This is a genomic window from Comamonas sp. GB3 AK4-5 (assembly GCF_041320665.1).
In the GTDB taxonomy this organism is placed as follows: Bacteria; Pseudomonadota; Gammaproteobacteria; order Burkholderiales; family Burkholderiaceae_C; genus Comamonas.
The window spans coordinates 2,738,286-2,763,584 of the sequence record NZ_CP166730.1; the positions used below are offsets into that span (position 1 = coordinate 2,738,286).

22 protein-coding genes are annotated in these 25,299 nt (G+C 64.5%); 9 read left to right on the forward strand and 13 right to left on the reverse strand.

Going from position 1 to position 25,299, the window contains the following annotated elements:
- Positions 1-122: 122 nt before the first annotated feature.
- Positions 123-824 carry a pirin family protein gene (locus tag ACA027_RS12330; protein WP_370678525.1) on the reverse strand — a complete coding sequence of 234 codons (702 nt, stop codon included), beginning with the start codon at positions 822-824 and terminating at the stop codon, positions 123-125.
- Positions 825-953: 129 nt separating this feature from the next.
- On the opposite strand from ACA027_RS12330, the gene ACA027_RS12335 reads away from it, so the two are divergent.
- From ACA027_RS12335 to ACA027_RS12355, 5 genes are all read left to right on the forward strand, one after another.
- Complete coding sequence (locus ACA027_RS12335; RefSeq protein WP_370678526.1) at positions 954-1,916, forward strand: LysR family transcriptional regulator; 963 nt, start codon at positions 954-956, stop codon at positions 1,914-1,916.
- Positions 1,917-1,970: 54 nt separating this feature from the next.
- The gene (locus ACA027_RS12340; protein ID WP_370678527.1) at positions 1,971-3,074 is read left to right on the forward strand and encodes an NAD(P)/FAD-dependent oxidoreductase; all 1,104 of its coding nucleotides are present in this window, start codon (positions 1,971-1,973) and stop codon (positions 3,072-3,074) included.
- An 87-nt stretch (positions 3,075-3,161) separates the two neighbouring features.
- Positions 3,162-4,157, forward strand: coding sequence for a tRNA glutamyl-Q(34) synthetase GluQRS (gene gluQRS / locus ACA027_RS12345; RefSeq protein ID WP_370678528.1), 996 nt, complete (start codon positions 3,162-3,164; stop codon positions 4,155-4,157).
- Positions 4,117-4,866, forward strand: coding sequence for a tRNA (guanosine(46)-N7)-methyltransferase TrmB (gene trmB, locus ACA027_RS12350; protein ID WP_370678529.1), 750 nt, complete (start codon positions 4,117-4,119; stop codon positions 4,864-4,866). Before gluQRS ends, trmB begins: the two co-directional genes overlap by 41 nt.
- 34 nt (positions 4,867-4,900) lie before the next feature.
- Positions 4,901-5,926, forward strand: coding sequence for a GGDEF domain-containing protein (locus ACA027_RS12355; protein ID WP_370678530.1), 1,026 nt, complete (start codon positions 4,901-4,903; stop codon positions 5,924-5,926).
- A gap of 332 nt (positions 5,927-6,258) precedes the next feature.
- Here the strand turns inward: ACA027_RS12355 and alaS are convergent, their stop codons facing one another.
- Entirely contained in the window at positions 6,259-8,883 is a 2,625-nt protein-coding gene (gene alaS, locus ACA027_RS12360) for an alanine--tRNA ligase (protein ID WP_370678531.1), read from the reverse strand.
- Positions 8,884-9,335: 452 nt separating this feature from the next.
- Here alaS and ACA027_RS12365 point away from each other — a divergent pair, with 452 nt between their 5' ends.
- The 3 genes from ACA027_RS12365 (at position 9,336) to ACA027_RS12375 (ending at position 12,840) form a co-directional block, all read left to right on the forward strand.
- Positions 9,336-10,709 carry an aspartate aminotransferase family protein gene (locus ACA027_RS12365; RefSeq protein WP_370678532.1) on the forward strand — a complete coding sequence of 458 codons (1,374 nt, stop codon included), beginning with the start codon at positions 9,336-9,338 and terminating at the stop codon, positions 10,707-10,709.
- A gap of 167 nt (positions 10,710-10,876) precedes the next feature.
- Entirely contained in the window at positions 10,877-11,956 is a 1,080-nt protein-coding gene (locus ACA027_RS12370; protein ID WP_370678533.1) for a peptidogalycan biosysnthesis protein, read from the forward strand.
- The gene (locus ACA027_RS12375; RefSeq protein WP_370678534.1) at positions 11,953-12,840 is read left to right on the forward strand and encodes a hypothetical protein; all 888 of its coding nucleotides are present in this window, start codon (positions 11,953-11,955) and stop codon (positions 12,838-12,840) included. The genes ACA027_RS12370 and ACA027_RS12375 overlap by 4 nt, the downstream gene beginning before the upstream one ends.
- Positions 12,841-12,971: 131 nt before the next feature.
- Here the strand turns inward: ACA027_RS12375 and ACA027_RS12380 are convergent, their stop codons facing one another.
- From ACA027_RS12380 to ACA027_RS12425, 10 genes are all read right to left on the reverse strand, one after another.
- Entirely contained in the window at positions 12,972-14,138 is a 1,167-nt protein-coding gene (locus tag ACA027_RS12380) for a sensor histidine kinase (protein WP_370678535.1), read from the reverse strand.
- Between the two features lie 256 nt (positions 14,139-14,394).
- On the reverse strand, positions 14,395-15,690 hold the full coding sequence (locus tag ACA027_RS12385; RefSeq protein WP_370678536.1) for a DegT/DnrJ/EryC1/StrS family aminotransferase: 1,296 nt from the start codon (positions 15,688-15,690) through the stop codon (positions 14,395-14,397).
- Entirely contained in the window at positions 15,683-16,156 is a 474-nt protein-coding gene (locus tag ACA027_RS12390; RefSeq protein ID WP_370678537.1) for a multidrug efflux SMR transporter, read from the reverse strand. Before ACA027_RS12390 ends, ACA027_RS12385 begins: the two co-directional genes overlap by 8 nt.
- A 2-nt stretch (positions 16,157-16,158) precedes the next feature.
- Positions 16,159-16,527: an EamA family transporter gene (locus ACA027_RS12395; protein ID WP_370678538.1), complete on the reverse strand. Its 369-nt coding sequence runs from the start codon at positions 16,525-16,527 to the stop codon at positions 16,159-16,161.
- Entirely contained in the window at positions 16,517-17,476 is a 960-nt protein-coding gene (locus tag ACA027_RS12400) for an alpha/beta hydrolase (RefSeq protein ID WP_370678539.1), read from the reverse strand. Before ACA027_RS12400 ends, ACA027_RS12395 begins: the two co-directional genes overlap by 11 nt.
- Positions 17,473-18,171 carry an MtnX-like HAD-IB family phosphatase gene (locus ACA027_RS12405; RefSeq protein WP_370682572.1) on the reverse strand — a complete coding sequence of 233 codons (699 nt, stop codon included), beginning with the start codon at positions 18,169-18,171 and terminating at the stop codon, positions 17,473-17,475. The genes ACA027_RS12400 and ACA027_RS12405 overlap by 4 nt, the downstream gene beginning before the upstream one ends.
- 127 nt (positions 18,172-18,298) lie before the next feature.
- Complete coding sequence (locus tag ACA027_RS12410; RefSeq protein ID WP_370682573.1) at positions 18,299-19,177, reverse strand: efflux RND transporter periplasmic adaptor subunit; 879 nt, start codon at positions 19,175-19,177, stop codon at positions 18,299-18,301.
- Between the two features lie 191 nt (positions 19,178-19,368).
- Positions 19,369-20,130, reverse strand: coding sequence for an ABC transporter ATP-binding protein (locus ACA027_RS12415; protein ID WP_370678540.1), 762 nt, complete (start codon positions 20,128-20,130; stop codon positions 19,369-19,371).
- 9 nt (positions 20,131-20,139) lie between these two features.
- The gene (locus ACA027_RS12420; RefSeq protein WP_370678541.1) at positions 20,140-21,297 is read right to left on the reverse strand and encodes an FtsX-like permease family protein; all 1,158 of its coding nucleotides are present in this window, start codon (positions 21,295-21,297) and stop codon (positions 20,140-20,142) included.
- Positions 21,294-22,715, reverse strand: coding sequence for a TolC family protein (locus ACA027_RS12425; RefSeq protein WP_370678542.1), 1,422 nt, complete (start codon positions 22,713-22,715; stop codon positions 21,294-21,296). The genes ACA027_RS12420 and ACA027_RS12425 overlap by 4 nt, the downstream gene beginning before the upstream one ends.
- Positions 22,716-22,910: 195 nt before the next feature.
- On the opposite strand from ACA027_RS12425, the gene ACA027_RS12430 reads away from it, so the two are divergent.
- Positions 22,911-23,633 carry a response regulator gene (locus ACA027_RS12430; RefSeq protein WP_370678543.1) on the forward strand — a complete coding sequence of 241 codons (723 nt, stop codon included), beginning with the start codon at positions 22,911-22,913 and terminating at the stop codon, positions 23,631-23,633.
- A gap of 61 nt (positions 23,634-23,694) precedes the next feature.
- Here ACA027_RS12430 and rng read toward each other — a convergent pair whose 3' ends face one another.
- The gene (gene rng, locus ACA027_RS12435; RefSeq protein ID WP_370678544.1) at positions 23,695-25,182 is read right to left on the reverse strand and encodes a ribonuclease G; all 1,488 of its coding nucleotides are present in this window, start codon (positions 25,180-25,182) and stop codon (positions 23,695-23,697) included.
- Between the last annotated feature and the right edge of the window lie 117 nt (positions 25,183-25,299).

The window sequence follows — 25,299 nt, forward strand, 5'->3', positions numbered from 1 at the left end:
GCTTGGCGCACCCTCCTTTCCATAGCAGCTGACGCAGGTCTACCCTGCGCCAGCGTTGTTTTGGGCCGCTGAAAGATGTGTCCGAGCAGCGGCACGGCGCTGCTGCTCAGGGGGCGTGAACCTCACCCCTGCAGATCAAACACCAGCAATTCGGCGTTCCGGGCCTGGTCCAGCGTCAGCTGGGGCTCTTGCTCCAACAGGGCCGCATCCCCGGCCGACAGCGCATACCCATTGAGCTGCACGCTGCCCGCCACCACAAACACATAGCCTTTGCGCCCTGCGGGCAGGTTCAGCGACAGCGGCGCGCTGCCATCCATCAGCGTGGCATAGATGCGGGCATCGGCATTCAGATGCACCGAGCCCTCGGCACCATCGGGCGATGCCACCAGACGCAGCTGGTTGTGCTTTTGCGCATCGGGGAAATGCTTTTGCTCGTAGCCCGGTGCCTGTCCCTGCTGGGATGGCAGCAGCCAGATCTGCAGAAAGTGCGTGGTCTGCCCCGGCGCATGGTTGTGCTCGCTGTGCACCACCCCGGTGCCGGCCGTCATGCGTTGCACCTCGCCTGGCGCAATCACCTGCTCGTTGCCCATGCTGTCCTTGTGCGAGAGCTCACCGGACATCACATAGCTGACGATTTCCATGTCCCGGTGTCCATGGGAGCCAAAACCCGTGCCCGGGGCAATGCGGTCTTCGTTGATGACGCGCAGATTGCCCCAGCCCATGTGGGCGGGGTCGTAGTAGTTGGCAAACGAGAAGCTGTGCTTGGACTTGAGCCAGCCATGGTCGGCATGGCCCCGGTCAGCGGATTGGCGGATATGGATCATCAAGGCCTCCAGAAAAAGTGTGTGGGCCGCACTGGTGCAGCGATGTTTCTCACTGTAAATGCCTGCCGGGCAAGCGGGAGCCGAGCGCTTTGATGGCATCATTCAAATCTTTTGCACCCTTGCCCTCCCATGCCCCATCCCCGCGACGTGCTCACCCCTGACAGCCTGTCCATGCTGCGGGTGATTGCCGAGACCGGCAGCTTTGCCGCTGCTGCGCGCAGCCTGGGCCTGGTGCCCAGCGCCCTGACCTACCGCGTGCGCCAAATGGAAGAAGCACTGGATGTGCTGCTGTTCGACCGCCGCTCGCGCCAGGCCCAGCCCACCGAGGCCGGCCAGGCCCTGCTGCAGGAAGCCGACCGGCTGCTGCAGGACATGGACGCCGTGGCCCACCGCGTCAAACGCGTGGCCACTGGCTGGGAGCCGCAACTGACTGTTGTGGCCGACGGCGTCATCCACCGCCGCACCTTGCTGGATCTGGTCGAATCCTTTTACGGCCAGCAGCCACCCACCCGCATCAAGCTGGTGGAAGGCATTTTGTCGGGCACGCTGGAGACGCTCACCTCGGGCCGCGCCGACCTGGCCATTGGCGTGAGCGTGCAGCCCAACAACAGCCACAGCCTGCAAACGCGTGACCTGGGCGATATGACCTTTTGTTTTGCCGTGGCGCCCCACCACCCACTGGCACAGGCCACCACCCCAATTGATGACGAAACCCTGCTGGCCCATAGACTGATCGTGGTGGCCGACTCCGGCATGCGCGAGGCCGCCAGCATCGGCCTGCTGGGGGGACAAGACACCCTCACGGTGGACAGCATGCCCGCCAAGATCGAAGCCCAGATCCGCGGTCTGGGCTGCGGCTTTCTGCCCGAGTCCATGGCTGCTCCTTATATTGAAGCAGGCTTGCTGTTGGTCAAGGATGTCACCAGGCCCACGCGTACCATACGCCTACGCTATGCCTGGACGCCCTCGGTTCACACCCGGCCAGGTAGGGCCTTGCAATGGTGGCTGGAACAGCTGGAAAGCCCCACCACCCGCCATGCCCTGTTGACCCACGCCACCCCGCTGCCCGGCAGCAGGATGGATGCGGTGTAGAGTGTGACCGCTGTGCAACCCCCTCCCCTCATACCCCATCCACGGAGACTCTCCATGTCGCGCCCCGCAGCCTCTGACGCTCCACTGCCCCCCGCTTCCCGCCCCTATCACATCGCCATCGTCGGCGCCGGCATGGCCGGCACCACCTGCGCCCGCACCCTGGTGCAAGCTGGTTTTCGCGTCAGCGTATTCGAGCAAGCCGCCCATGCCGGCGGCCGTATGGACCACATTGACACCAGCAAGGGCAGTTTTGATTCCGGGGTGCAATTCTTCACCGTGCGCGACCCACGCTTTGCCCAGGCACTGGATGTCACCGTGCCAGGCCTGTGCCGCCCCTGGAGCGCCACCACCATCGTGGTGCTGGACGAGAGCGGCAAGAAAATCGCACGCCCCAACAACCAGGAGCCCCACTGGGTAGCCTGCCCAGGCATGGGCGACCTGGTGCGCAACTGGGCGGCACCGCTGGCCCAGGCTGGCATGCTGCACACCGGTACCGAAGTGCTGGCCATGGAGCGTGACCGCCTGCAGCCCGCGCAATGGCAGTTGCGCGTTGCCGGCCCCGAAGGCTCACCCAGCGTGTTTGCCGGCTTTGATGCCGTGGTGCTGGCCATCCCTGCGCCTGCCGCCACCCAGCTGCTGCGCAGCAGCGCCGTGCAAAGCCCGCTGCTGCTGCCGCTGTCGGAAGTGCAGATGGCCCCCTGCTGGACGCTGATGCTCTCCTACCCCCAGGCCATGCAGCCTGGCATGACCACGCTGGGCCCCAACTGGAACGTGGCCAGCAGCACCCACCACCGCATTGCATGGCTGGCACGCGAGTCGTCCAAGCCCGGGCGCTCGCTGCTCGAGCGCTGGACCGTGCACGCCAGCGCCGACTGGTCGCAAAAACACCTCAACGACAGCCCGGCGCGCGTGCTGGCCAAGCTGCACAAGGCCTTCAGCGAAGTCACCGGCATCCGCGTCCAGCCCGGTCACATGGATGTGCGCCTGTGGCCCCATGCCCGCACCACCGCACCGCTGGGCCAGCCCTTTGCCTGGGATTCGCAGGAGCAGTTCGGCATCTGCGGCGACTGGTGCGTGGGCATGCGGGTGGAAGACGCCTTCCTCTCCGGCCTGGAGCTGGCGCTGGCCATTGCCGAGCAGGCAGACCACGCCCACTGATTGCACCCAGGGCCCCCACACCCTGGGTGCGGTGCCTGGCAGGCGCTTCCGCCTGCCAGGCCACCTCCTGCGATACCGCTTTTCTGCATGCCTGCTTCCGTTACCACCGCCCACTACCGTGGCCGCTTTGCCCCCTCGCCCACCGGCCCTTTGCACGCGGGCTCCCTGGTCGCCGCCCTGGCCAGTTGGCTGGATGCCCGCGCCCATGATGGCACCTGGCTGGTGCGTATCGAAGACATCGACCCCCCGCGCTGCCAGCCCGGCGCGGATCAACTGATCCTGCAGCAGTTGGCTGCCTGCGGCCTGGTTCCGGACGAGCCCCCGACCTGGCAATCACAGCGCCACGCCCACTATGCCCGCGCCCTGCAGCAGCTGCAGGCCAGGCAGTTGGCCTACCCCTGTGCCTGCACCCGCAAAGACCTGGAAGCGGCCTGGGCCCAGCAGGGCCTGACCCATGCCCGGCATGTGGAGCGCCCCTACCCCGGCACCTGCCGCCAGGGCCTGCAGGGCCGCTCCGCCCGCAGCTGGCGCTTTCGGCTGGAAGAATATGCAGAAAAAAGCACGCTTGCGCAGACTACATGCGCAAGGGCTGCTCCTTTTTTCATAGAGAACGCTTGCCTGCACTGGCAGGATCGCCGCCTGGGCCCACAGACCCAGCAGCTCGCAGACGAGGCCGGCGACTTCATCTTGCTGCGCGCAGACGGTCTGTACGCCTACCAGCTGGCCGTGGTAGTGGATGACGGCATGCAGGCCATCACCCATGTGGTGCGCGGCGAAGACCTTGCCGACAACACCCCGCGCCAGTTGCTGCTGCAGCAGGCCTTGGGCTGGCCGGCACCCCGCTATTTGCATACCCCGTTGGTGCGCATGGCCAATGGCGAAAAACTCTCCAAGCAGCATGGCGCCCCCGCGCTGGACCTGCAAAACCCCTTGTTTGTGCTGAATCAAGCCGCTGCCGCACTGCAATTGCCCCAGCTGCCCCAAGGCACGAGAATTGCGTGCGCCTTACACACCTGGGTGCAGGTGTGGCAAGGCTTTTACAATGCGGCCCGTGACCGATATTCCAAAGAACCCCGCTGCTGATGCAGCCCCCACCTTGCCAGGCCAAGCGCCGGCAGGCGTTCCCTTTCCCAAGACCATCCGCAGCTTTGTGCGCCGCACAGGCCGCGTGACCACCGGCCAGGCCAAGGCCTTCGCCGATCTGGGCCCGCAATTCATTCTGAACTACCAGCCTGCGCCGCTGGACGCAGCCGCCACCTACGGCCGCAGCGCCCCGCTGATTCTGGAGATCGGCTTTGGCATGGGCGAAGCCACCGCCCATATTGCCCGAGTGCGCCCGGACGACAACTTCCTGTGCTGCGAAGTGCATGAACCCGGCGTGGGCGCCCTGCTCAAACGCCTGGGCGAGCAGGACATTCACAACATCCGCATCCTGCAGCATGACGCCGTGGAGGTGCTGGACCAGATGCTGCCCGAGGGCAGCCTGGACGGCATACACATCTTCTTTCCAGACCCCTGGCATAAGAAAAAACATAACAAGCGGCGCTTGATTCAAAGCGAATTTGTTGCCAAATTGGCCGCCCGCCTGAAAACAGGTGGCTACATTCACTGTGCGACCGATTGGCAGCCCTACGCCGAGCAAATGCTGGAAGTGCTGGGTGCCGAACCCTTGCTGCGCAACAGTGTGTCGGGCTATGCACCACAGCCCGACTACCGCCCACTGACCAAATTCGAGAACCGCGGCCTGCGTCTGGGCCATGGCGTTTGGGATCTGGTGTTCCACCGCATCTGACACCCAGGTGCTTCTTCGTCGATTCCAAGACCGCATGCAAATTCTCCAGAACCTGGTAGAGATGACAGGCCACCGCGACCACCTCCGCCTGGAGGTGTCCGTGCTGTCCACCTTGCAGCAGCTGCCCCATGTCACCTATGTGCGGGCCTTGGAGCTGTCGGAAATGCCCGAAGGCTGGGTGGTGCGCCCGCGCACCTGGTCGGAGGGCGGTGAGATGGTCACCAGTGGCAGCGATGCCCTGGCGGACACACAAAGCCAGCCCCTGCACAGCATTGCACCGCTGGCCGAAGGCATAGCGCAAGCGCTCAGCAGCTTCAGCCACAGCTACCCCGGACGGCGCTATGTGCTGTGGCTGCCGGTGTGGATGCACAACAAGGCCCGCACCTGCGTGGAAATCACCCAGTCCCGGCCTTTCAGTGCCCGGCGCATGGAGGTGCTGATGAGCATCTTCCGCGTCTATCAAAACTACCAAAGCCTGCTGGACTACAGCGAGCGCGATGCCCTCACCGGCCTGCTCAACCGCAAGACCTTTGAAGAGCAGTTCATCCGCTTTGCCAGCCTGGCTGCCAACGCCCCCATCAGCCTCCCCGAGCTGACCGGCAGCAGCGAGCTGCCCCAGCAATGGCTGGCCGTGGTGGACATCGACCATTTCAAGCAAGTCAACGACCGCTATGGCCATTTGTTTGGTGACGAGGTGCTGATCCTGGTGGCCAATCTGCTGCGCACCTCGTTCCGCGCCCAGGACCGTATCTTCCGCTTTGGCGGCGAAGAATTCGTCATCTTGCTGCGCTCGGTAACCCTGCAAGATGCACAGCAAATCTTCGAGCGCTTTCGCCGCAACGTGGAAGCCCATCCCTTCCCGCAAATCGGGCAGGTCACCGTCAGCCTGGGCTTTAGCAGCACCAGGCTGTGCTCACCGGTGGAAATCATCGGGCAGTCCGATCAGGCGCTGTACTTCGCCAAGCAAAACGGCCGCAACCGGGTCTGCCACTACGAAAGCCTGCTGTCCGAAGGCAATCTGGGCCTGAAGGTGGCCCATGAGGACATAGAGCTGTTCTAGCGCCCCCTGAGCCGCCCGCGGCGCCCCGTCCCCCCCGAGGGGGCGACGGCCTTGGCTGCGGGGCGGTGCGGTGCGGCCGGCATAGGCCCTTGCTCCCTGTCCGCTGACCTGGACCTGGACCTGGACCTGGACCTGGACCTGCGCCGATCTTGCACGCCAGTGCGCTAATCCAGGAATCAATCCAGGCTGCTAGCCGGAGCCAACCCAAGCTGCCTCGTCTCCCACAGCGGCCAGATGGATGGCCGCTGTAAAACGGATAAACCTTTCATAGCAGCCCACAACGCAAAAAAGCCCGCACAGGGCGGGCTTGATGGGGATATAACGCGCAGGTTTTACAGGCGCTCTGCAACCCAGGCCTGGACCGAGGCCAGCGCTGCGGGCACGGCGGCAGCGTCGGTGCCGCCGGCCATGGCCATATCGGGCTTGCCGCCGCCCTTGCCACCCACTTGCTGGGCCACAAAGTTCACCAGCTCACCGGCCTTGACCTTAGCGGTCTCGGCCTTGGTCACGCCCGCAGCCAGCTGCACCTTGTCGCCGTCCACGGCGGCCAGCACCACCACGGCCGCGCCCAGCTTGTCCTTGAGCTTGTCCATGGTCTCGCGCAGGGTCTTGGCATCTGCGCCTTCCAGCTTGGCTGCCAGCACCTTGACGCCCTTGATGTCGGCGGCCTGGGTCAGCAGCTCATCGCCCTGGCTGGAAGCCAGCTTGCCCTTGAGGGCGGCGATTTCCTTTTCCAGCGACTTGATCTGCTCCAGCGCACCACCGATGCGGTGGGTCAGCTCGGCAGCCGGGGCCTTGAAGGCGGCAGCGGCCTGGTCCACGGTGGACTCCAGCGACTGCAGATAGGCCAGGGCATTGGCGCCGGCCACGGCTTCGATACGGCGCACACCAGCGGCCACACCGGATTCACCCACCACCTTGAACAGGCCGATGTCACCGGTGCGCTGCACGTGGGTGCCACCGCACAGCTCGCGGCTGGTGCCAATGTCCAGCACGCGCACGGTCTCGCCGTACTTCTCGCCGAACAGCATCATGGCGCCGGTCTTCTGGGCGGATTCGATGTCCATCACGCGCGCATCGGTAGCGGTGTTGGCCAGGATTTCCTGGTTCACACGCTGCTCGATCTCACGGATCTGCTCGGCCGTCACCGGAGCGTTGTGGGCAAAGTCGAAACGGGTGCGCTCGGCATTCACCAGCGAGCCCTTTTGCTGCACATGGCTGCCCAGCACCTCGCGCAAGGCCTTGTGCATGATGTGGGTCACCGAGTGGTTGCGCATGGTGGCAGCGCGCAGTGCTGTATCCACTTCAGCCTGCACGGTATCGCCCACCTTCAGGCTGCCGGACGCAAGCACGCCATGGTGGCCAAACACATCGGCCTTGATCTTCAGCGTGTCTTCCACCGCAAAGCGGCCAGCCGCAGCCGTGATCTGGCCCTGGTCACCCACCTGGCCGCCGGACTCGGCGTAGAAAGGCGTCGTGTCCAGCACCACCACGCCGGATTGACCGGCTTGCAGCTCGTTCACGCTACTGCCATCTGCATAGAGCGCTACGATTTTTGCAGACTCTGCCAGCTGGGCATAGCCGGTGAAGGTATTGGCCGCGCCGGTGTACTCCAGCGCACGGTCCATCTTGAACTTGCCGGCCGCGCGGGCCTTGGTTTTCTGCTCTTCCATGGCGGCCGCAAAGCCGGCCTCGTCCACCGTCAGACCGCGCTCGCGCGCCACGTCGTTGGACAGGTCCAGCGGGAAGCCATAGGTGTCGTGCAGCTTGAAGGCCACGTCGCCGGGCAGCACTTTGACATCACCTGCCAGGGCGCTGTCCAGGATTTCCATGCCGTGGGCCAGGGTCTCGAAGAAGCGCTCTTCTTCCACCTTCAGCACCTCGGTGATGCGCGCTTCCTGCTCGCGGATCTTGGGGTAGGCATCGCCCATGGCCAGCACCAGGTCCTTGACCAGCTTGTGGAAGAACGGGGTCTTCTGGCCCAGCTTGTAGCCATGGCGGATGGCTCGGCGCACGATGCGGCGCTGCACATAGCCGCGGCCTTCGTTGGAAGGAATCACGCCATCGGCCACCAGGAAGGCGGTGGCGCGAATGTGGTCGGCAATCACCTTCAGCGAAGGATTGTTCAGGTCGGCGATATGGGTTTCGCGGCCGGCCGCAGCAATCAAGGCCTGGAACAGGTCGATCTCGTAGTTGCCATGCACATGCTGCAAGATGGCAGCCAGACGCTCCAGGCCCATGCCGGTGTCCACGCAGGGAGCGGGCAGCGGCTTGACATTGCCCTTCTCGTCCATGTCGAACTGCATGAACACGTTGTTCCAGATTTCGATGAAGCGGTCACCGTCTTCATCGGGCGAGCCGGGGGGGCCACCGGCAATGTGGTCACCGTGGTCGTAGAAGATTTCCGAGCAGGGGCCGCAGGGACCGGTGTCGGCCATCATCCAGAAGTTGTCGCTCTTGTAGCGGCCGCCCTTGTTGTCGCCAATGCGGATCACGCGCTCGGGGGGCAGACCGATTTCCTTGGTCCAGATGTCGTAGGCCTCGTCGTCCTCTTCGTAGACGGTGGCCAGCAGACGCTCCTTGGGCAGCTTGTAGACCTCGGTCAGCAGCTCCCAGGCCCACTTCAGCGATTCGCGCTTGAAGTAGTCGCCAAACGACCAGTTGCCCAGCATCTCGAAGAAGGTGTGGTGGCGGGCGGTGTAGCCCACGTTTTCCAGGTCGTTGTGCTTGCCGCCGGCGCGCAAGCAGGTCTGCACGCTGGTGGCGCGGTTGTAGGGACGCTTGTCCGTACCCAGAAACACGTCCTTGAACTGGACCATGCCGGAGTTGGTGAACATCAAAGTGGGATCGTTGCCCGGCACCAGCGGGCTCGATTCCACAATGGTGTGGCCCTTGGATGCAAAGAAGTCTAGAAACGACTTGCGGATATCGGCAACGGAAAAAGTGGGAGTGCTCATGGATATATGGTTTCGGTGTGCGCCAAGCACAAGATGCTGCCGGAGCACGAAAGCGGGTAGAGAACGCTCCTTGCAGAGCCGTCTCACCGAAGAGCGTGTTCACGATCTCCTCGCGGCGCGCCTGCGTAGAGATCGTGAACACGCTTCTAAGACCGGACTTGCAGCTTGCACCCTATTCGGCCCAAGCGCAGCAGGTTCGATCCCAAAGCCCTCGATTTTACCCGGAGTGTCGCCCGAGAATCGAACTCCCACCTTGTCGGGGAGGTCACCGCAACCGCAAGCCCACCTCGCCCACACCGGCACCTTGCGGCCGAAGCCTGAGCCCGCTGCTTGCGGCACACCACGCAAGGCCCGAACGCGTCGTCTCCACATTCCATCCATCATCCATCAACCGTCGATCCAACTAGGCCTTGCACACTGCCGCCGAATGCCTTTTTTGGAGAGCCGCATCCATGTCCATCGACACCACCCGTCTGTTAGCTGACGAAGCCAAGTACTGCTCTTTCGGGGACACCGTCCACTACGTCAATCCCCCGAAGATCTTCTCGGGCTGCGAAGGCAGCTATATGTACGACGATGCAGGCACGGCCTACCTTGATCTGCAGATGTGGTATTCGGCCGTGAACTTCGGCTACAAGAACAAGCGCCTTGAGGCCAAGATGATCGAGCAGCTGCAGACGCTGCCCCAGGTCGCCAGCCAGTACCTGCATCCCACCAAGATCGAGCTGGCCAAGTTCATCGCTGAAGATGCCAAGCAAAAATGGGGCAATGACGGCCGCGTGCACTTCAACGTGGGCGGCGCCCAGGCCATCGAGGATTCGCTCAAGGTCGTGCGCAATGCCACCGGTGGCAAAAGCCTGATGTTTGCCTTTGAAGGTGGCTACCACGGCCGCACACTGGGCGCCTCCAGCATCACCTCCAGCTACCGCTATCGCCGCCGCTACGGCCACTTTGGCGACCGCGCACAGTTCATCCCCTTCCCCTACCCCTTCCGCCGCCCCAAGGGCATGACCTCGGAAGAGTATGCGGACTCCATCGTGCGCGAATTTGCACGCAAGTTCGAAAACGAATACCACGCGGTCTGGGACCCCAAGACCAACCAGTGCGAGTACGCGGCCTTCTACATCGAGCCCATCCAGGGCACGGGTGGCTACGTTGTACCGCCTCCCAATTTCTTCAAGGGCCTGAAGAAGGTGCTGGACGACCACGGCGTGCTGCTGGTGGTCGACGAAATCCAGATGGGCTTCTGGCGCACGGGCACGCTGTGGTCGGTGGAGAACTTCGGCATCAAGCCTGACGTGCTGGTGTTTGCCAAGGCGCTGACCAATGGCCTCAACGCCCTGTCCGGCCTGTGGGCACGTGAAGAGCTGATCAACCCCACGGTGTTCCCGCCCGGCTCGACCCACTCCACTTTCGCCTCCAACCCCCTGGGTACGGCCCTGGGCCTGGAAGTCATGAAGATGACCCACGAAATGGACTTCGGCCGCCAGGTGCGCGAATCCGGTGCCTACTTCCTCGAAGGCCTCAAGGAGCTGCAAAAGCGCCACAAGGAAATCGGCGATGTCGATGGCCTGGGTCTGGCCCTGCGCGCCGAAATCTGCACCGAAGACGGCTTCACACCCAACAAGGCCCTGCTGGACAAGATGGTGGACATCGGTCTGGAAGGCGGCCTCGAGTACCAAGGCCAAAAGCGCGGCCTGGTGCTGGACGTGGGCGGCTACTACAAGAACGTGATCACCTTCGCGCCCTCGCTGATGATCACCCGCCCCGAGATCGACGAAGCCATGGTGCTGCTGGATCAACTGCTCACCAAAGCGAAAAAGTAAGCTCCCCTGAGGCGCTGCGCGCCTTCCCCCTCTCTCGCTACGCGGGAGGGGGACGACGCCCTCACTGCGGGGCGGCCCTTGCTAGGCGTCCCTGGCTTGCACCGTGCCGGTTTCGAGTGCGACAGGCCATGCAGGCACATGGAAAACCGAATACAAAGAAAAGCGAGATGGAGCAGCAAAGCTTTCGCAACCAGCTCGAACCCTCTGGCCTGCTGCAGCAGTTCATGGCGCATCCTCCCCAAGGATTTGCCTTGCTGCCACACTGGCCGGCACCGGCTTTTACGGCCCCGTTCGATCTATTGACTACCGCAGACGACGCGCTCAAGGCGCGTCTTTTGTCTTTTCCGGGCGGGCCCTGGCTCAGCCGCCGCCTGCGCCTGACCACCGACTTTGTCGGCACCACGGTCAGCGAATACGCCGTACTTCCGCAAGGGGCAGACGCCAAGGCCCAAGCCGCAGCGCTGCGCCAATGCGCGGGCCGCACTCTGCTCACCATCGTCAAGGACCTGCCCCAGGATTCGCCCCTGCTCAGCGATGCGGACAACGCCCATGCGCGCGCGCTGGCCCAGGCGCTGGAGCAAAACGGCTTTCTCCTGCTCGAAGGCCAGGCTCTGGCCTATGTGCGCATGGATTTCTCCAACCTGGACGAATACCTGGGTCGCCTCTCCAAAAGCCGGCGCAGCAATCTGCGACGCAAGCTCAAGAGCCGCGCCCAGCTGCACATAGAGCGGGTGCCCACGGGGCCGGCCTTTGCCGATGATGCCCGCATCGATGCCTATTACGCCTTGTTCGAAGCCGTGTACGCGCAGAGCGACATCCATTTCGACAAGCTCACGCGCGCGTTTTTTGCGGATCTCTTGCGCGATGCCGACAACGCCGGCCTGGTCTTTGAATACCGCGCGCTGGATGCAGCGGGCCAGCCCGGCGCCCTGCTGGGCTGGAATCTGTGCTTTGAGCATGGCGGCAAGCTGATCGACAAATACATAGGCCTGTCCTACCCGGCCGCACGCGAGGCCAATCTTTACTTCGTCAGCTGGATGGTGAACCTGGAGTACGCCCTGGAGCGAGGCCTGAGCCACTATGTCGCGGGCTGGACCGATCCCGAGGTCAAGGCCCAGCTCGGTGCGTGCTTTACGCCGACCCGCCACGCCGTTTACGTGCGCAACGCTTTGCTGCGCGCCCTCGCGCGGCGGCTCTCCGCTCATTTTGAAATGGACAAGCAATGGCTGCAGGAAACCAGCACATGACACCACCGCCTCTGGTGCTCGATACCGACGCCTCGGTGGGCCCGCTGCCGGGCGAGATCCGCATCCCCCTGAGCGATGACTGGCGTGAAGCCGTGCGCTTTGGCTGCAGCCAAAGCACGCTGCAAGCGCGCATGGACGGGCTGGAGCCCCTGATGCCGAGCTTTTCCGGCCATGGCACGGTCTTCATGGGCAGCGGCGACTTCCATCACCTGAGCTTGCCGCTGATCCTCCGTTGCCTGCACACCCAGCGCCAGCCGGTGGAAATCGTGGTGCTGGACAACCACCCGGACAATATGCGCTTCCCCTGGGGCGTGCACTGCGGCTCCTGGGTGCGCCATGTGGCCTTGCTGCCCGAGGTGGCGCATATGCATGTCATAGGCATCACCTCCAACGACCTGAGCCTGGGCCATGCCTGGGAACACCAGCTGGCCGCACTGCGCGCCGGCAAGCTCACCTACTGGAGCTGCGGCGTAAACACCCGCTGGGCCCGGTATCTGGGCCTGGGTGAACGGTTCCGCTCCTTCTCGCACACCGACGCCTTGATCACGGCCGCAGCAGGCCAGCTGGCACAGTCGTGCCATCCGGTCTACCTGAGCATAGACAAGGATGTCTTCGCGCCCGATGTGGTGCGCACCAACTGGGACCAGGGCCAGATGCGCGAGGCCCATCTGGAACAGCTGCTGCCCGCATTGCGCGGCCGGCTGGTGGGCAGCGATGTCACCGGCGATGTCTCCACCTGGCAATACCGCAGTGCCTGGAAGCGCTGGCTGAGCGCGGCCGATGGCCAGAAAACCGAGCGCGAAGAAGCCGAGCTGCCCCGCTGGCAAGCGCGCCAGCACGCCTTCAATCTGCAATTGCTGGATTGGCTGGCGGCGCTACGCTGAAAGCCAAAGCCCCCCTACTTAGCAGCCCTCCTGCGCTTGGGCCCGCGTTCCACTCGGCTCAAGCAGCGCCTGACACCCTCGGCAGCAGGGAGGTCAGGCAGGAAGTGGCCAGAACAGCGCGCACGCTGTGGCTATGCGACATCGGCGCCTTCTGCGACAAGGGCAAAGTGAATCCGTATGCAGGCGCCTCCACGCGCCGAGGTTCCCACCTCAACGCGGCCGCCCTGCAGCTCCACCAGGGATTGCACAATGGACAGCCCCAGGCCAGAGCCGTTGTGCCGCCCACCAGGCTGATTCGGAAAACGCTGAAAAGGCCGCTCACGCATGGTGTCCGGCAAGCCCGGCCCCGCGTCGCTGAACTCCAGCGTGACCTGCCCATCGCGGGTGGTCAGCACCACACCGATCCAGCGGCCACTGACGGCATAGCGCAGGCAGTTCTCCAGCAAATTGCCAACGATCTGGCGCATGCGATTCAGATCGGCCCGCACCGGCACTGCATCTGCAGGCAGTTGAATGTCGACCTCGAAGCCTTTCTCCTGCAAGCGCGTGTCAAAGCGCGCCAGCTCTTCCTGCACAAGGTTGGCGAGATCCAGCCGCTCGCTGTGCAGCGACAGCCGGCCTGCGGAAACCAGTGAGATCGTGTGCAGGTCCGTGACCAGCCGCCCCAGGTGCAGCGACTGCTGCAGCAGCCCCTTCATTTCCTCGTCGCTGCCCGGAATCACGCCATCGACAATGGCATGCAAGCGGGCGCTCAACACGGCCAGCGGCGTACGCAGCTCATGCGACAGCGAGGCCACCGTCATGCGCCGCTCGCGGTCCAGCGCCTCGAGCGAATCGATCATGTGGTTGAAGTCCCGCACCATCTCGGCCATCTCACCGCGCGCGTGCCCGCCTTCCGCTCGCACGGCAAAGTCGCCCACTGCCACCCGGGTGGCAGCCTCCGCCATGGAGGCCAGCGGCTGCGTCACCAGCCGAGACACCCAAAACCCGGTCGCCAGGCCGAAAGGCAAGCCCAGCATCAGTGCAAACAACAGGGCAAAGCGCTCGCTGCCCCAGGGGTCGCCGCGCCAGTACTCACCATAGATCTGCATGGCCCGCGGTCCTTCATCCAGGCCTTGCGCCACCAGTTGGTCGTACTCCACGCGCACCTCCGCAGGCAGCGTGCGATAAAAGCGGGCCTCTTCCAGCTTCCAGAACAACAGCAAGCTGGTCGTCAGCACGGCCAGCGTGACGGCGATTGCCACCGCGACCGCCAGCCCGAAACGCACCCAGATGCGGTCCAGCAACCGCACCATCATCGACACTCCTCGACGCAAACAGCTTTCACCATATGGTTGACCTCCACTCCCTGCAGCTTACGCCAGCGCTTGAAAGCGCGAATCCCTCACCAGCCCCTGCAGGCCCAGCGCCATCAAAAAGCCTCGCCAGGCACACCCGCAGGCCCAAGAGAATGGGTCTTAATCTTGCCAATGGCAACGCCATCCCCCTCGGGCTATTTGCCCGCCGCAAACCTTGAGAGGACGGCGGACTGGCTTTCGCAGAATGCAAAAGGCGTCATTCCTTCAAGCTTTGCGCCATCTCGCATGTATGGGCTTGCCCCGCCGCCCTGGCGATCTGGGCCAGCAGCCGCTCAAAGCGCGCACCGTCCAACCAGGGGCTGTTGCTGACGGCCACCAGGCGTGAAGCCCAGTCACGCGCACAGTCCACCTTGTCGTTGCGGGTCGCGGCGAGCACATGGTCGTAGCGGCCGTAGTCGGGTAGCACATGCACAAAAGGCAGGGACAGCCCGCTGCCATCCCCCCAGTGCTGGGCCATGAGTGCATCGCGCGCAGCGGCGGTTGGCAGGCGCAGCAAAATGACCGGCCAGGTTCCATGCGCCTTGTTCGCGCCCTCGCCACCCACCTCTGTCACGACTTCAACGCCAGACAGGGCTGCCAGGCGTGCACAGCGGCAGGCAGCCTGTTGTGCCGTCTGCTGCAAAAAAGCCAGTAAGCGCTGCAAGGCCCTGGCACCCACACGCTGGCGCCAGCGACCCAGAGGGTGCTGGGGAATGAGGTCGTCAAAATCGTCACCCGCGGCCTCCACCCAGTCACCACGCGACAGGGATTTTTTCAGCGGTGCGCCGTAAGCCAATGCCAGGCCGCGTGGGCGGTACAGCGCCGCATAGGCGATCAGCTCCACGCTGCGGCGCAGCTCCCAGAACAGGCTGGGCCTGACCTGCTCGCCAGCCCGCGCCAAGGCCTGGCGCAAACGCTCATCACGGGCCAGCAGCACACCACCTTCAAAGGTGGTCAGGCCCTTGCCCACGGCCAGGCTGTAAAAACCGATATCGCCCTGCCAGCCTACGGGCTCACCCAGCGGGCTGCCGCCCTGCAATGTGCCCAGGCGCGCACCCAGTGCCTGGGCCGCATCTTCGATCACATAGGCGCCCACCGCATGTGCGCAAGCCAGGGCCTGGGCCACATCGGCCACACGCCCGCACAAATGCGTGGGCATGACGGCCAGGGTCTGCGGGCTGCAGAGGCTGCGCAAGACATTGCCATCCATGTCCAGCGCATCGGCACGCAAATCACACAGGCGCAGCTTGAGCCCGCACTGGGCCACGGCCAAGGCCACCAGGGGGCAGGTATAGGCAGGAGCAATGACCTCATCGCGCTGCGGCGCGATGGCGCGCAGCGCACGCAGTGCCACCATGAGGGCCGAAGTGCCCGAGCATTCAAGCTGCACGGCAGGCACGCCCAGCCATTGCGCCAATGCCGACGCCAGGTCGTCAGCACCACCGCCCCAGGGCAACAGGTCGGCCAGGCCCAGCGGCAATCCCGCCGTGGGCGGAACCACGGGCTCAGCCATGGCGGTCAGGCTCGGCAAGATGGGCTACCCCAGCGCTGGTCGAACCCGCGCCCGGATTACCCCCCGCGTGGCCTGCCGTGTCCTCATGGCCCTCGGCCTCCGACGTTTCGCTCATGGCAAGGCAGGCGATGCCGGCCACGATGAAGCCGCAACCTATGATTTGCGACCAGCCGATCTGCTCGTTGAACAGCCAATAGGAAAAGGCCAGCACCGACAGAATTTCCAGGTGCGAGGCGGCAAACGCCGGCCCTATGGGCGCGCGCTGCAGCAAGGTCATCCACGAAAAAAACGCGCCGATGTAGCCGACGAAGGCACCGTAAATCCAGGGCTGGCTGAACACGCGCAGCAGCCATTCAGATGAAAACTCCAGTGGCAGCGCCGCATTGCCGGCCTGCTTGAAACTCAGCTGGGCCAGGGTGTCAAACGCCATGAGCACCAAAAAGCCAATGATGTAGAAGCGTTTCATGCCTAGCCCAGCCCCACAATCCCTACACCGACAGACACCAGCACAATGCCTGCCACCCGCATGGGCGCGAGCTTTTCCTTGAACAGCACACGCCCCAGCACCATGATGGCCACGATGTTGATCGAGCCCAGCAGCACGCCGTCAGACAGCGGCACCAGGGACAAAAAGGCCAGCCACAGCACAAACTCGGCCACATAACAGCCCACGCCCACCCACAGCCAGGGACGGGCTGCCATGAAGCGCCAGCGCTGCGTGCCGGCCAGCTCGCCAGGCTCGCTGGCCGCGGCCTTGAAGGCCAGCTGACCACCGCTGTCCACCAACACGTTCAAAACCCAGAGCGTGATGACCAGGGGCGACATATCACTGCCCATGCACACCACCCGCCACTGCCGGCGCCTGAACGCCAGCGGTGTTCACAGGTTCTGCCACAGCCCCGACCGCAGGCACGGACATGTTGGCAATCCGGGCCACGAACTCGTTCACCTTGGCAATCACCGTGCGCCGCTCGCGGTCTATGGTGATCATGTGATAGCTGTTGTCCAGCAGCACCAGCTCCACATGGGCATGGCTTGCACGGCGCACGATGTCATGGGCGTTGCCTACGGCCGAGATGTCGTCTTCCTTGGCATGGATCACCAGACAGGGCGAGCGCAGCCTGTCCAGCCTTGCCAGCACATGGGCCGACAGCCTGCGCAGCTCCACCACCGACCACCAGGGGTTGCCCGGCAGGCCTGCGGCCGCGCTGTCGCCGCCCAGCATCTGCTCGACAACACGCGCACGCAGCGCCTCGTCCTTGATTCCGTAGGGTGGCTGTTCCATGAAGACGCTGTTTCGGCCAATGCCCAGCGCGCGAAACAGAGGCAGCAAAAAAGACAGTTTGGTGTAGATGGGCATGCTCCAGCCGTCATAGCGGAACGTGGTGGACAGAGCGCAGACCCCGGCCACCTTGTCCGCATGTTTTTCAGCCACGGCCAGGGACAGCAAAGCCCCCATGGACAGGCCGCCCACCACCACCTGGTCCACCTGCCCGGCCAGGCGCAGCAAGCCCTGCTCCACACTGGCCAGCCAGTCACTCCAACGCGTGTGCAGCAAATCCTCCATGCTGCCGCAATGGCCTGCGAGCTGCACCGCATACACGCTGAAGCCTTGCTTGTTCAAGCCCTTGGCCAGCACCCGCATCTCGGCCGGCGTGCCGGTCAGGCCATGTACCAGCAGCACGCCCGTGCGCGCGGCCCGGCCATGGCCTGGCATGGCGAACTCATGCTCGGTCACGCAGATCTGCGCCAGCGGCGCGGCCGCCAGCTCCGGTCTTGCATTCATGCCATGGCCTCCTGGCCCAGCACCACCTTGGCCAGCAATTGCGTGGCCTCGGCGAAATCGGTGAACGGCACATGGGCGATGCCCATGCTTTCGCAGTGGGCGATGAGCTTGTACTTGGCAAGCACCAGGTCGGCCTGACCCGAAACGCAGAAGTCCGAGGTGCTGTCGCCCACATAGAGCACGCGGCCATGCACGGCCTGCTGCTCGGCCAGGCGCTCGCATTTACAGTTGCCGCTGGCACGCTTGCAGCGCGCGCTGGCCCAGGGCGACTCCAGGCGCCAACGGCGCTCGCCCACCTGCTCCAGCCGGTTGGCGATGACTTCGAGATGGCCCAGACCATGGCGGCTCAGCACATGGTGTATGGCACGGTCTATGCCGTCGCTGACCACCTGCACCACCATGCCATGGGCCTGGGCTTGCGCCACAAAGCCTGCAAAGCCGGGGTCAACAGCAATCGTGTCCAGGTGGGCACGGAGCTCCGCCTCGCTCATGTCGAGCAAGGCCACCTGGCCCTTCATGCATTCACGCGAGCCTATCTTGCCGTTCTCCCAGTCTTCTTCCAGCTGCTGCCAGCCCGGCAGGCCAAAGCGGTTGAGCAGGCTGTCGGTGACATCGACCAGGCTGATGGTGCCGTCAAAATCGCTTTGCACCATCCAGCCAGGATTGGGCTGCGCCCTCGACAAAGCATGGCCCATCAAACCGCCACGCTCGAACTCAGAGACACCGCGCAAGGGCTGTGCAAACTCAGGCAAGACAAAGCCGCAGTCCTCTTGTCTTCCTATTTCAGGGGAAGCCGCGCAGCCGCTCAGGGGGTGTGTAAGTTCATTCATGGAATTGCACCCTCACGTTCTGCCCCACGCGCACGCCTGCCGGGGGCTGGTCAAAACTCAGCACGCTTTCAATCACGCGCACAGGGCCGCGCTGCTGGTCTTCCTGCAAGCGGGCCAGGCCATAAACCGGGCTGATGCGCGTCACCTTGGCCTCTGGCAAGGCCGTGGCCGAGCCGGCGTCGCCGTCCAGCACCACCGTGGCCTTCATGCCCTGCTTCACGGCCGAAGCAAAGCTTTCGTTGATTTCCACACGCACCTGCAGCGGCCTTGCCGGCAGCAGAACCAGGGCGGCAAGCCCCGGCTGTGCCTGGCTGCCCACAGCCGTATTCAGGCGCGCCACAACAGCGGCCTCGGGTGCGCGCAGCTCATGGCGCTTTTGCAGGGCACGCAATTGCTCCAGCTTGCGCTGGGCAACCTTGGCCTCGGCCTGGCTCAACTCGACCTCGGCCTCGGCATCGCGCAGCGCCTGGGCCGCCTCGTCCACATTTTGGGCATCGGCTGCGGCTTCGCGTGCAGCGGCACGCCAGCGCTCCAGGCTTTGCTTGAGCTGAGGCAGGCGCGCCTGGCGCGACTTGTGACGTGCCTGTGCCAGGGCCAGCTCGGACTCTGCGACCCCTAAATCGGCCTGGGCGGCTTCATCGGCCAGACGCAGCAACAACTGGCCGCGTTCCACGCTTTGGCCTTCCTTGACCGCAATCTGCTGCACCACGCCGGCCGTGGCCGGAGACAGCTCCAGCAAACCACCGTCCACCTCAACCTTGCCGCGCGCAACGGCCACTACCCGAGCGGGCTGTGCCCTGGCGCTCGACGCGGCCTGGTTTGCAGGCTGCGCATCATTCGAGGGGCCGCAGCCCGCAACCAAAGCTGCCATGGACAGAGCGGCCAGCAGGCTGGCGCTACGGCTGGGGGAGGAAACCAGGCTCCACACCTTGGCGAGCAGCAGGGGCGAGGGCGTAAGGCCCAGGGCGCGGCCCCAGGCCAGGGACAGCAAGCAAGGGCCGCCCCGCAGCGAAGCTGTCGTCCCCCTCTGGGGGAAGGCGCGTACGCGACTCAGGGGGTACTTCATAGATTTTCCTTGATGGCAGCAAGCTGGCGCCTGTCACTGCGTATGGCGCCGTCTTCCATGCCGAGCACGCGGTCGGCATGGCGCACCAGACGCGGGTCATGGCTCACGCACAGCACCGTCGTGCCATGCCTGCGCGCCGCGCGGTGCAAGATATCGATGACGCGCTGGCCGCTCTCGGCGTCCAGCGCACTGGTGGGCTCGTCGGCAAACAGCAGCTCGGGCTGTTTGGCCATGGCGCGTGCAATCGCCACGCGCTGCTTTTCACCGCCCGAGAGCTGGGCTGGCCGCATATGGCTGCGGTGGGACATGCCCACCTCTTCCAGCACCTCATGCGAGCGTTGCAAGGACTCCTTCGTGCTGAGCCCCATATAGCCCAGCGGCAGCTGGACCTGCTCCAGCGCCGTGAGCGCGGGGAAAAGATTGAAGCCCTGGAACACAAAACCCGTATGGCGCAGCCGAAATTTTTCCAGCGCACGCACACTCATGCCGCCCAGATCCTGGCCCAGGGCCATGGCCTGACCGCTGTCCGGCGACTGCAGGCCAGACATCAGCGACAGCAAGGTACTCTTGCCACAGCCCGAGGGGCCGGAGATCAGGCTGAGCTCGCCCGGGTAGAGGCTGACCGACAGGGACTGCAGCACCTGCACGCTGACCACGCCCGACAAAAAGGACTTGCTCAGGCGCACGGCTTCCAGGCTGGGCGGTGCCTTGGGGAGGTCCGGGGCGGTCTGGATGGTTTGCATGGTAGGGGGCGACATGATCATGGCTTAGCGCAACAAGCTGGCCGGATCGGCGCGCAGCAGGCTGCGCATGGCGCCCAGGCCTGACAACAGGGAAAGCACGGCCACCAGCAGCGCGCACAGCAGGACGGCCATGGGCGTCAGCGCCACCGGCACGCGATAAGCCATGGCCAGAGCCAAAAGCAGGCTGCTGGCCACAGCGGCCAGCACAAAGCCCAGGGCGCCTATCCAAAACGACTGCTCAACCACGACCCGGCCCAGGGCGCCACGGCTCACACCCAGGGCGTTGAGCACCGCGTATTCACGCGCCGAGGCCGCGACCACGGCCTTGAGCGATTGGCTGGTAACCACCGACCCCACCAGGCACACGATAAGGGCCATGAACAGCACGCCCGCACCGGCACCCGTATCCAGCATCCAATAGCGCTGGGAGCGGCGGGCAAAATCCCTGGCCGTCCAGGCTTCATAGGGGCCAAAACTGGCTTGCGCCTGGCCGGTCTGGTTGAGCCGATCTCTCACCACCGTGGGCTTGATGCCCTGACGCAGACGGGCCACGAAATAGGTACTGCCCGGCCCATGTTCGGGCCCTGCGATCTCACGCGCCGTGGCCAGCGAAGACAGCACATTGGCGCCACCCAGGCCGCGCAATCCGCTAACAGCCGCCACCACGCGCACGCGGTGGCCGTTGATCCAGGCCACACCGCCCTCTTGCACGCCCAGCGTGCCCAGATCGGCATGGTCAACAATGACAGCGCCGGGCTCGCGCAGACGTGCACGCTGCCAGGGCCGCAGCACGCGCGCAAACAGCATGGACTCCGCCTCGGTGGCGATGCCGGACAAATAGATGGAGACCCCGCCATGGGCCTGGGCTTCCGCCGCGTTGGCCGCACGCCAGTCGCCGTCGACCCAGACATAGGGTTCCACGGCCGTGATGTCAGGGTCCATGCGCATGCGCATCTCCACATCGCGGCCTATGTCCCGTCCGAAATTCACGCTTTGCGTGCCTGGGTAGCCCACCCAGATGTCGGCCGACGAGGCCGTCACATACAGCGCGGCCGAGCCGAAAATGCCCAGCACCAGCGCAGCCTGCATGGCCAGCAGCACACCCGAGAAGCCCACGGCAAAAACCGAGGGTATGAAGCGCCGCCACTCATGCACCAGCGTCTTGCGCGCCAGTGCAATCATGATCCGGCCTCCTCGGTCTCGGCCGTCGCCGCCCCGGGCTCCTTATCCGGCAGCGGCGCTGCCCCCAAGGCCTTGTAGAGCGCCACATAGGCCAGGGCCTGGGCAGCCTGCGCCGTGGCCTGATCGCTGCGTGCAACCAGCTCGGCGCGCCGCCCGGCCAGGCCGCCAAATTCGCTGTCCAGCCCCAGCTGCTGGCGCTTTTGCTGGCGCTGGCTGCCCTGCAACAGGCTGCGCTGGGTCTGCTGCAACGCAGCCAGGCGCTGCCCCTGTGCCGTCAGGCCGGCCAGGGCGATTTCCACCTCGGCAACGGCATCCAGCACGCATTGTCTGTAAGCCTGGCCTGCGGCCTGCAGCGCCAGCTCGCTGGCATCGGCGCGCGCGCGGCGCTGGCCCCAGTCGAACAGCGGAATATCAATTTGCGGCCCGAACGTCGGGCTGTTGTCCGAGGTGGTACGAAAGTTCTGCGTGAGGTTGTAGGAGTACAGCAGCGAACCCATCAGCACCACACGCGGATAGAGCGCGGCCTGCGCCAACCCGGCGTCGGCAGCCGCACGCTCCACCGCAGCCTGGGCCATCTGCAGATCAGGCCGCGTGCGCAGCAGATCGGCAGGCAGGGCCGTCAAGCCCAAGGCCTGTGCCGGAGGCAGGCGGGCCTGCGCGTCAGCCGCCAACCATTCGGCATGGGGCCGGGTCTGGCCCAGCAGGGCCGCGAGACCGTGGGCCGCACGCGCCTGGGCCAACTCCATGTCGGCCAGTTGCGCCGCACTCTGGCTGGCCTGGTTTTGCAACTGCAGCACGGCCTCGGTCGTCCCCAGGCGCTGCTGCTGGCGCACGCGGGCCAGGGCCAGGGCGCGCTCGTCAAGTCGGCGCTGCTCACCCAGCAGGCTGCGCTGGCGCTGGGCCAGGCGCAGGTCCAGATAGCGATGGACCACATCGGCCACCAAGGCCACGCGTGCCGCCTGCAGGCGCGCCTTGGCGTCCAGCAATTCGGCCTTGCTCGCGCGCTGGCTGGACTCGGATGCACCGAACAGCCCCAGATCCCAGGCCATGTCGATGCTGGCGTGGAAATAGGAGTCTATGGCCGCGATATCTTGCAGCGTGCGCGCACCGGCCGAGAAGCCAGGCCTGAAAGCTGCATCGGACACACCGGCGAGCACACGCTTTTGGCCCAACCTGAGCTCAGCCTGGGCCAGATCCTGGTTGGCAGCCAAGGCTTGCTCCACGATGGCATTGAGCTGCTCGTCCCCCCAGGCTTTCCACCAGTTGCGCAGATCGGGGCCGGGGGCGGCGAGGTCCAGGCCTTGCGTCCAGGCCGTGGGCACCGAGCGATCAAGCTGAGGCTCAGACGGCGCGGCACACCCGCCCAGCACCAGGGCAACGCCCAGGCTCAAGGCGAAAAAACGGGGCGTTGCGACCATAGGGAGAGAGTTGGGGGAAGACAAGGCAAGGGGATGAAAACAAGCGGGGAAACAAAACCCCGAAAGCCTATTCAAGCAAGCCAACCTTGCGCCGCATTGCAGGCTTTGTGTAGCGAATATGGAGGCACTGCAGCACCTGCCACCGCCCCCATAATGCGAGTTTGCCAACGACCAGATGTCTGTAGATTGCGCCCCATGAACGCCAGCACCTCGTCCGCCCCCATGCCTTTGGTGCTCGTCGTCGAAGATGAACCCGGTATTGCCAGCGTCCTGGCCGCTTATCTGGAGCGGGATGGACTGCGCTCCCGTCTGGCCCAGGACGGCATGGAAGCCTTGCAACTGTTTCGCCAGTTCCGGCCCGACCTGGTCTTGCTGGACATCCACCTGCCAGGCATGGATGGCATCGATGTGCTGCGCGCCATCCGCGATGAAGACCAAACACCGGTCATCATGGTCACCGCCCTGGCCGATGATGTGGACAAGCTGCTGGCTCTGCGCCTGGGCGCCGACGACTATGTGGTCAAGCCCTTCAACCCACCCGAGGTCGTGGCCCGCGTGCGCGCCGTGCTTCGACGCACGCACGCAGCGCCAAGTGCGGCTCCCGCGCCACTGCGTGTGGGGCCCATAGAGATAGACACCGAGGGGCATATCGCCACCGTCTATGGTGAGGACGGTCGTGCCGCACCCCTGTCGCTCACGCTGACCGAGTTTCGCCTGCTGGCCTGCCTGGCTGCCCAGCCCAGGCGCTGCTTTTCACGCGCCCATTTGATCGAGCATTGCCTGCCGGAAAGCGAAGCCCTGGAGCGTGTGATCGACTCCCACCTGTCCAAGCTGCGCCGCAAGCTGCAGCTTGCGGGTCAGGAGGGTCTGATCGAGACCGTGCGCGGCATAGGCTACCGCCTCTGGCCCTGGGACTGAATGCCACGCGGGCTCAGAGCGTGTTCACGCGCTCAGGCGCAACACGCGCCGAGCGGTGAACTCACAGCAGCACGATATCGTGCTGCTCCTGGCCCATGCCGGTTTCGGCCTGCAGCGAAATGGGCTTGCCAATGAAGTCCGACAGCCCGGCCAGATGCTGGCTTTCCTCGTCCAGGAACATTTCCACCACCTTGGGATTGGCCACGATGCGGAACTCTTTGGGGTTGAACTGGCGCGCCTCGCGCAGGATTTCACGCAGCACCTCATAGCACACGCTGCGCACGGTTTTCACACTGCCCTTGCCCATGCACTGCGGGCAGGGCTCACACAGCATATGGGCCAGGGATTCACGGGTGCGCTTGCGCGTCATCTCTACCAGACCCAGCTGCGAGAAATTGCCCGCCATGGTCTTGACCCTGTCTCGCACCAGTTGCTTACGGAACTCGGCCAACACCTCCTGCTGGTGCTCTTCGCGCACCATGTCGATGAAGTCCACGATGATGATGCCGCCCAGATTGCGCAGCCGCAGCTGGCGGGCAATGGCCTGGGCGGCCTCCAGATTGGTCTTGAAGATGGTGTCGTCGAAATTGCGCGCACCAACAAAACCGCCGGTGTTGACGTCGATGGTAGTCAGCGCCTCGGTCTGGTCCACGATCAAATAGCCACCGGACTTGAGATCCACCCGCCGCCCCAGCGCGCGGGCGATTTCCTCGTCCACGGCATACAGGTCAAAGATGGGGCGCTCGCCCTTGTACATCTGCAGCTTGGGCACCGCACTGGGCATGTATTCCTTGCCAAAGGCCATCAGCGCAGCGAATTGCTCCTTGGAGTCGATGCGTATGCTTTGCGTATGCTCGCCCACCAGATCGCGCAGCACGCGCTGCAGCAGGTTCAAATCCTGGTGCAGCACAGACATGGGGGGCAGCCGCACCGAGGCGTCCTTGATCCGCGCCCAGGTCTTGCGCAAATAGGCAATGTCGTCGGCCAGTTCTGCATCGTTGGCGTCTTCACCATTGGTGCGCAAAATAAAGCCGCCACCGCCACCAGCCTCCTTGGTGCCCACCAGGGCCTGCAAACGGCCACGCAGCGCATCACGCTCTTCGGACGGGATTTTCTGTGACACGCCAATGTGGTCGTCCTGCGGCAAAAACACCAGCAGGCGCCCGGCAATGCTGATCTGCGTGGACAGGCGCGCGCCCTTGGTGCCTATGGGGTCCTTGATGACCTGGACCATGATGGACTGGCCCTCGAACACCTGTTTTTCAATCGGTACCTGGGGCTCGTTCTTGCGCGCGAACATGGGGGCGTCGCCGTTTTCCTGGCGGTGCCACACATCGGCCACATGCAAAAAGGCCGCACGCTCCAGGCCGATGTCGATAAAGGCCGACTGCATGCCCGGCAGCACACGCGAGACCTTGCCCAGGTAGATATTGCCCACCAGGCCACGCTCCAGCGGCCGTTCGATATGCAGCTCCTGCACGGCGCCGCTTTCGATGATGGCGACACGGGTTTCCTGGGGTGACCAGTTGATCAAAATATCTTGTTGCATACGCGAAAACTTCCAGGAAATCGTGCGCCGCAGCCCGAAAAGCAAGCTGCAGCCCTATCAAAATTCAAAGCAGGCCCTGCCCCGCCAAACTGGTGCAGCACAGCCCAGAGACAGCGC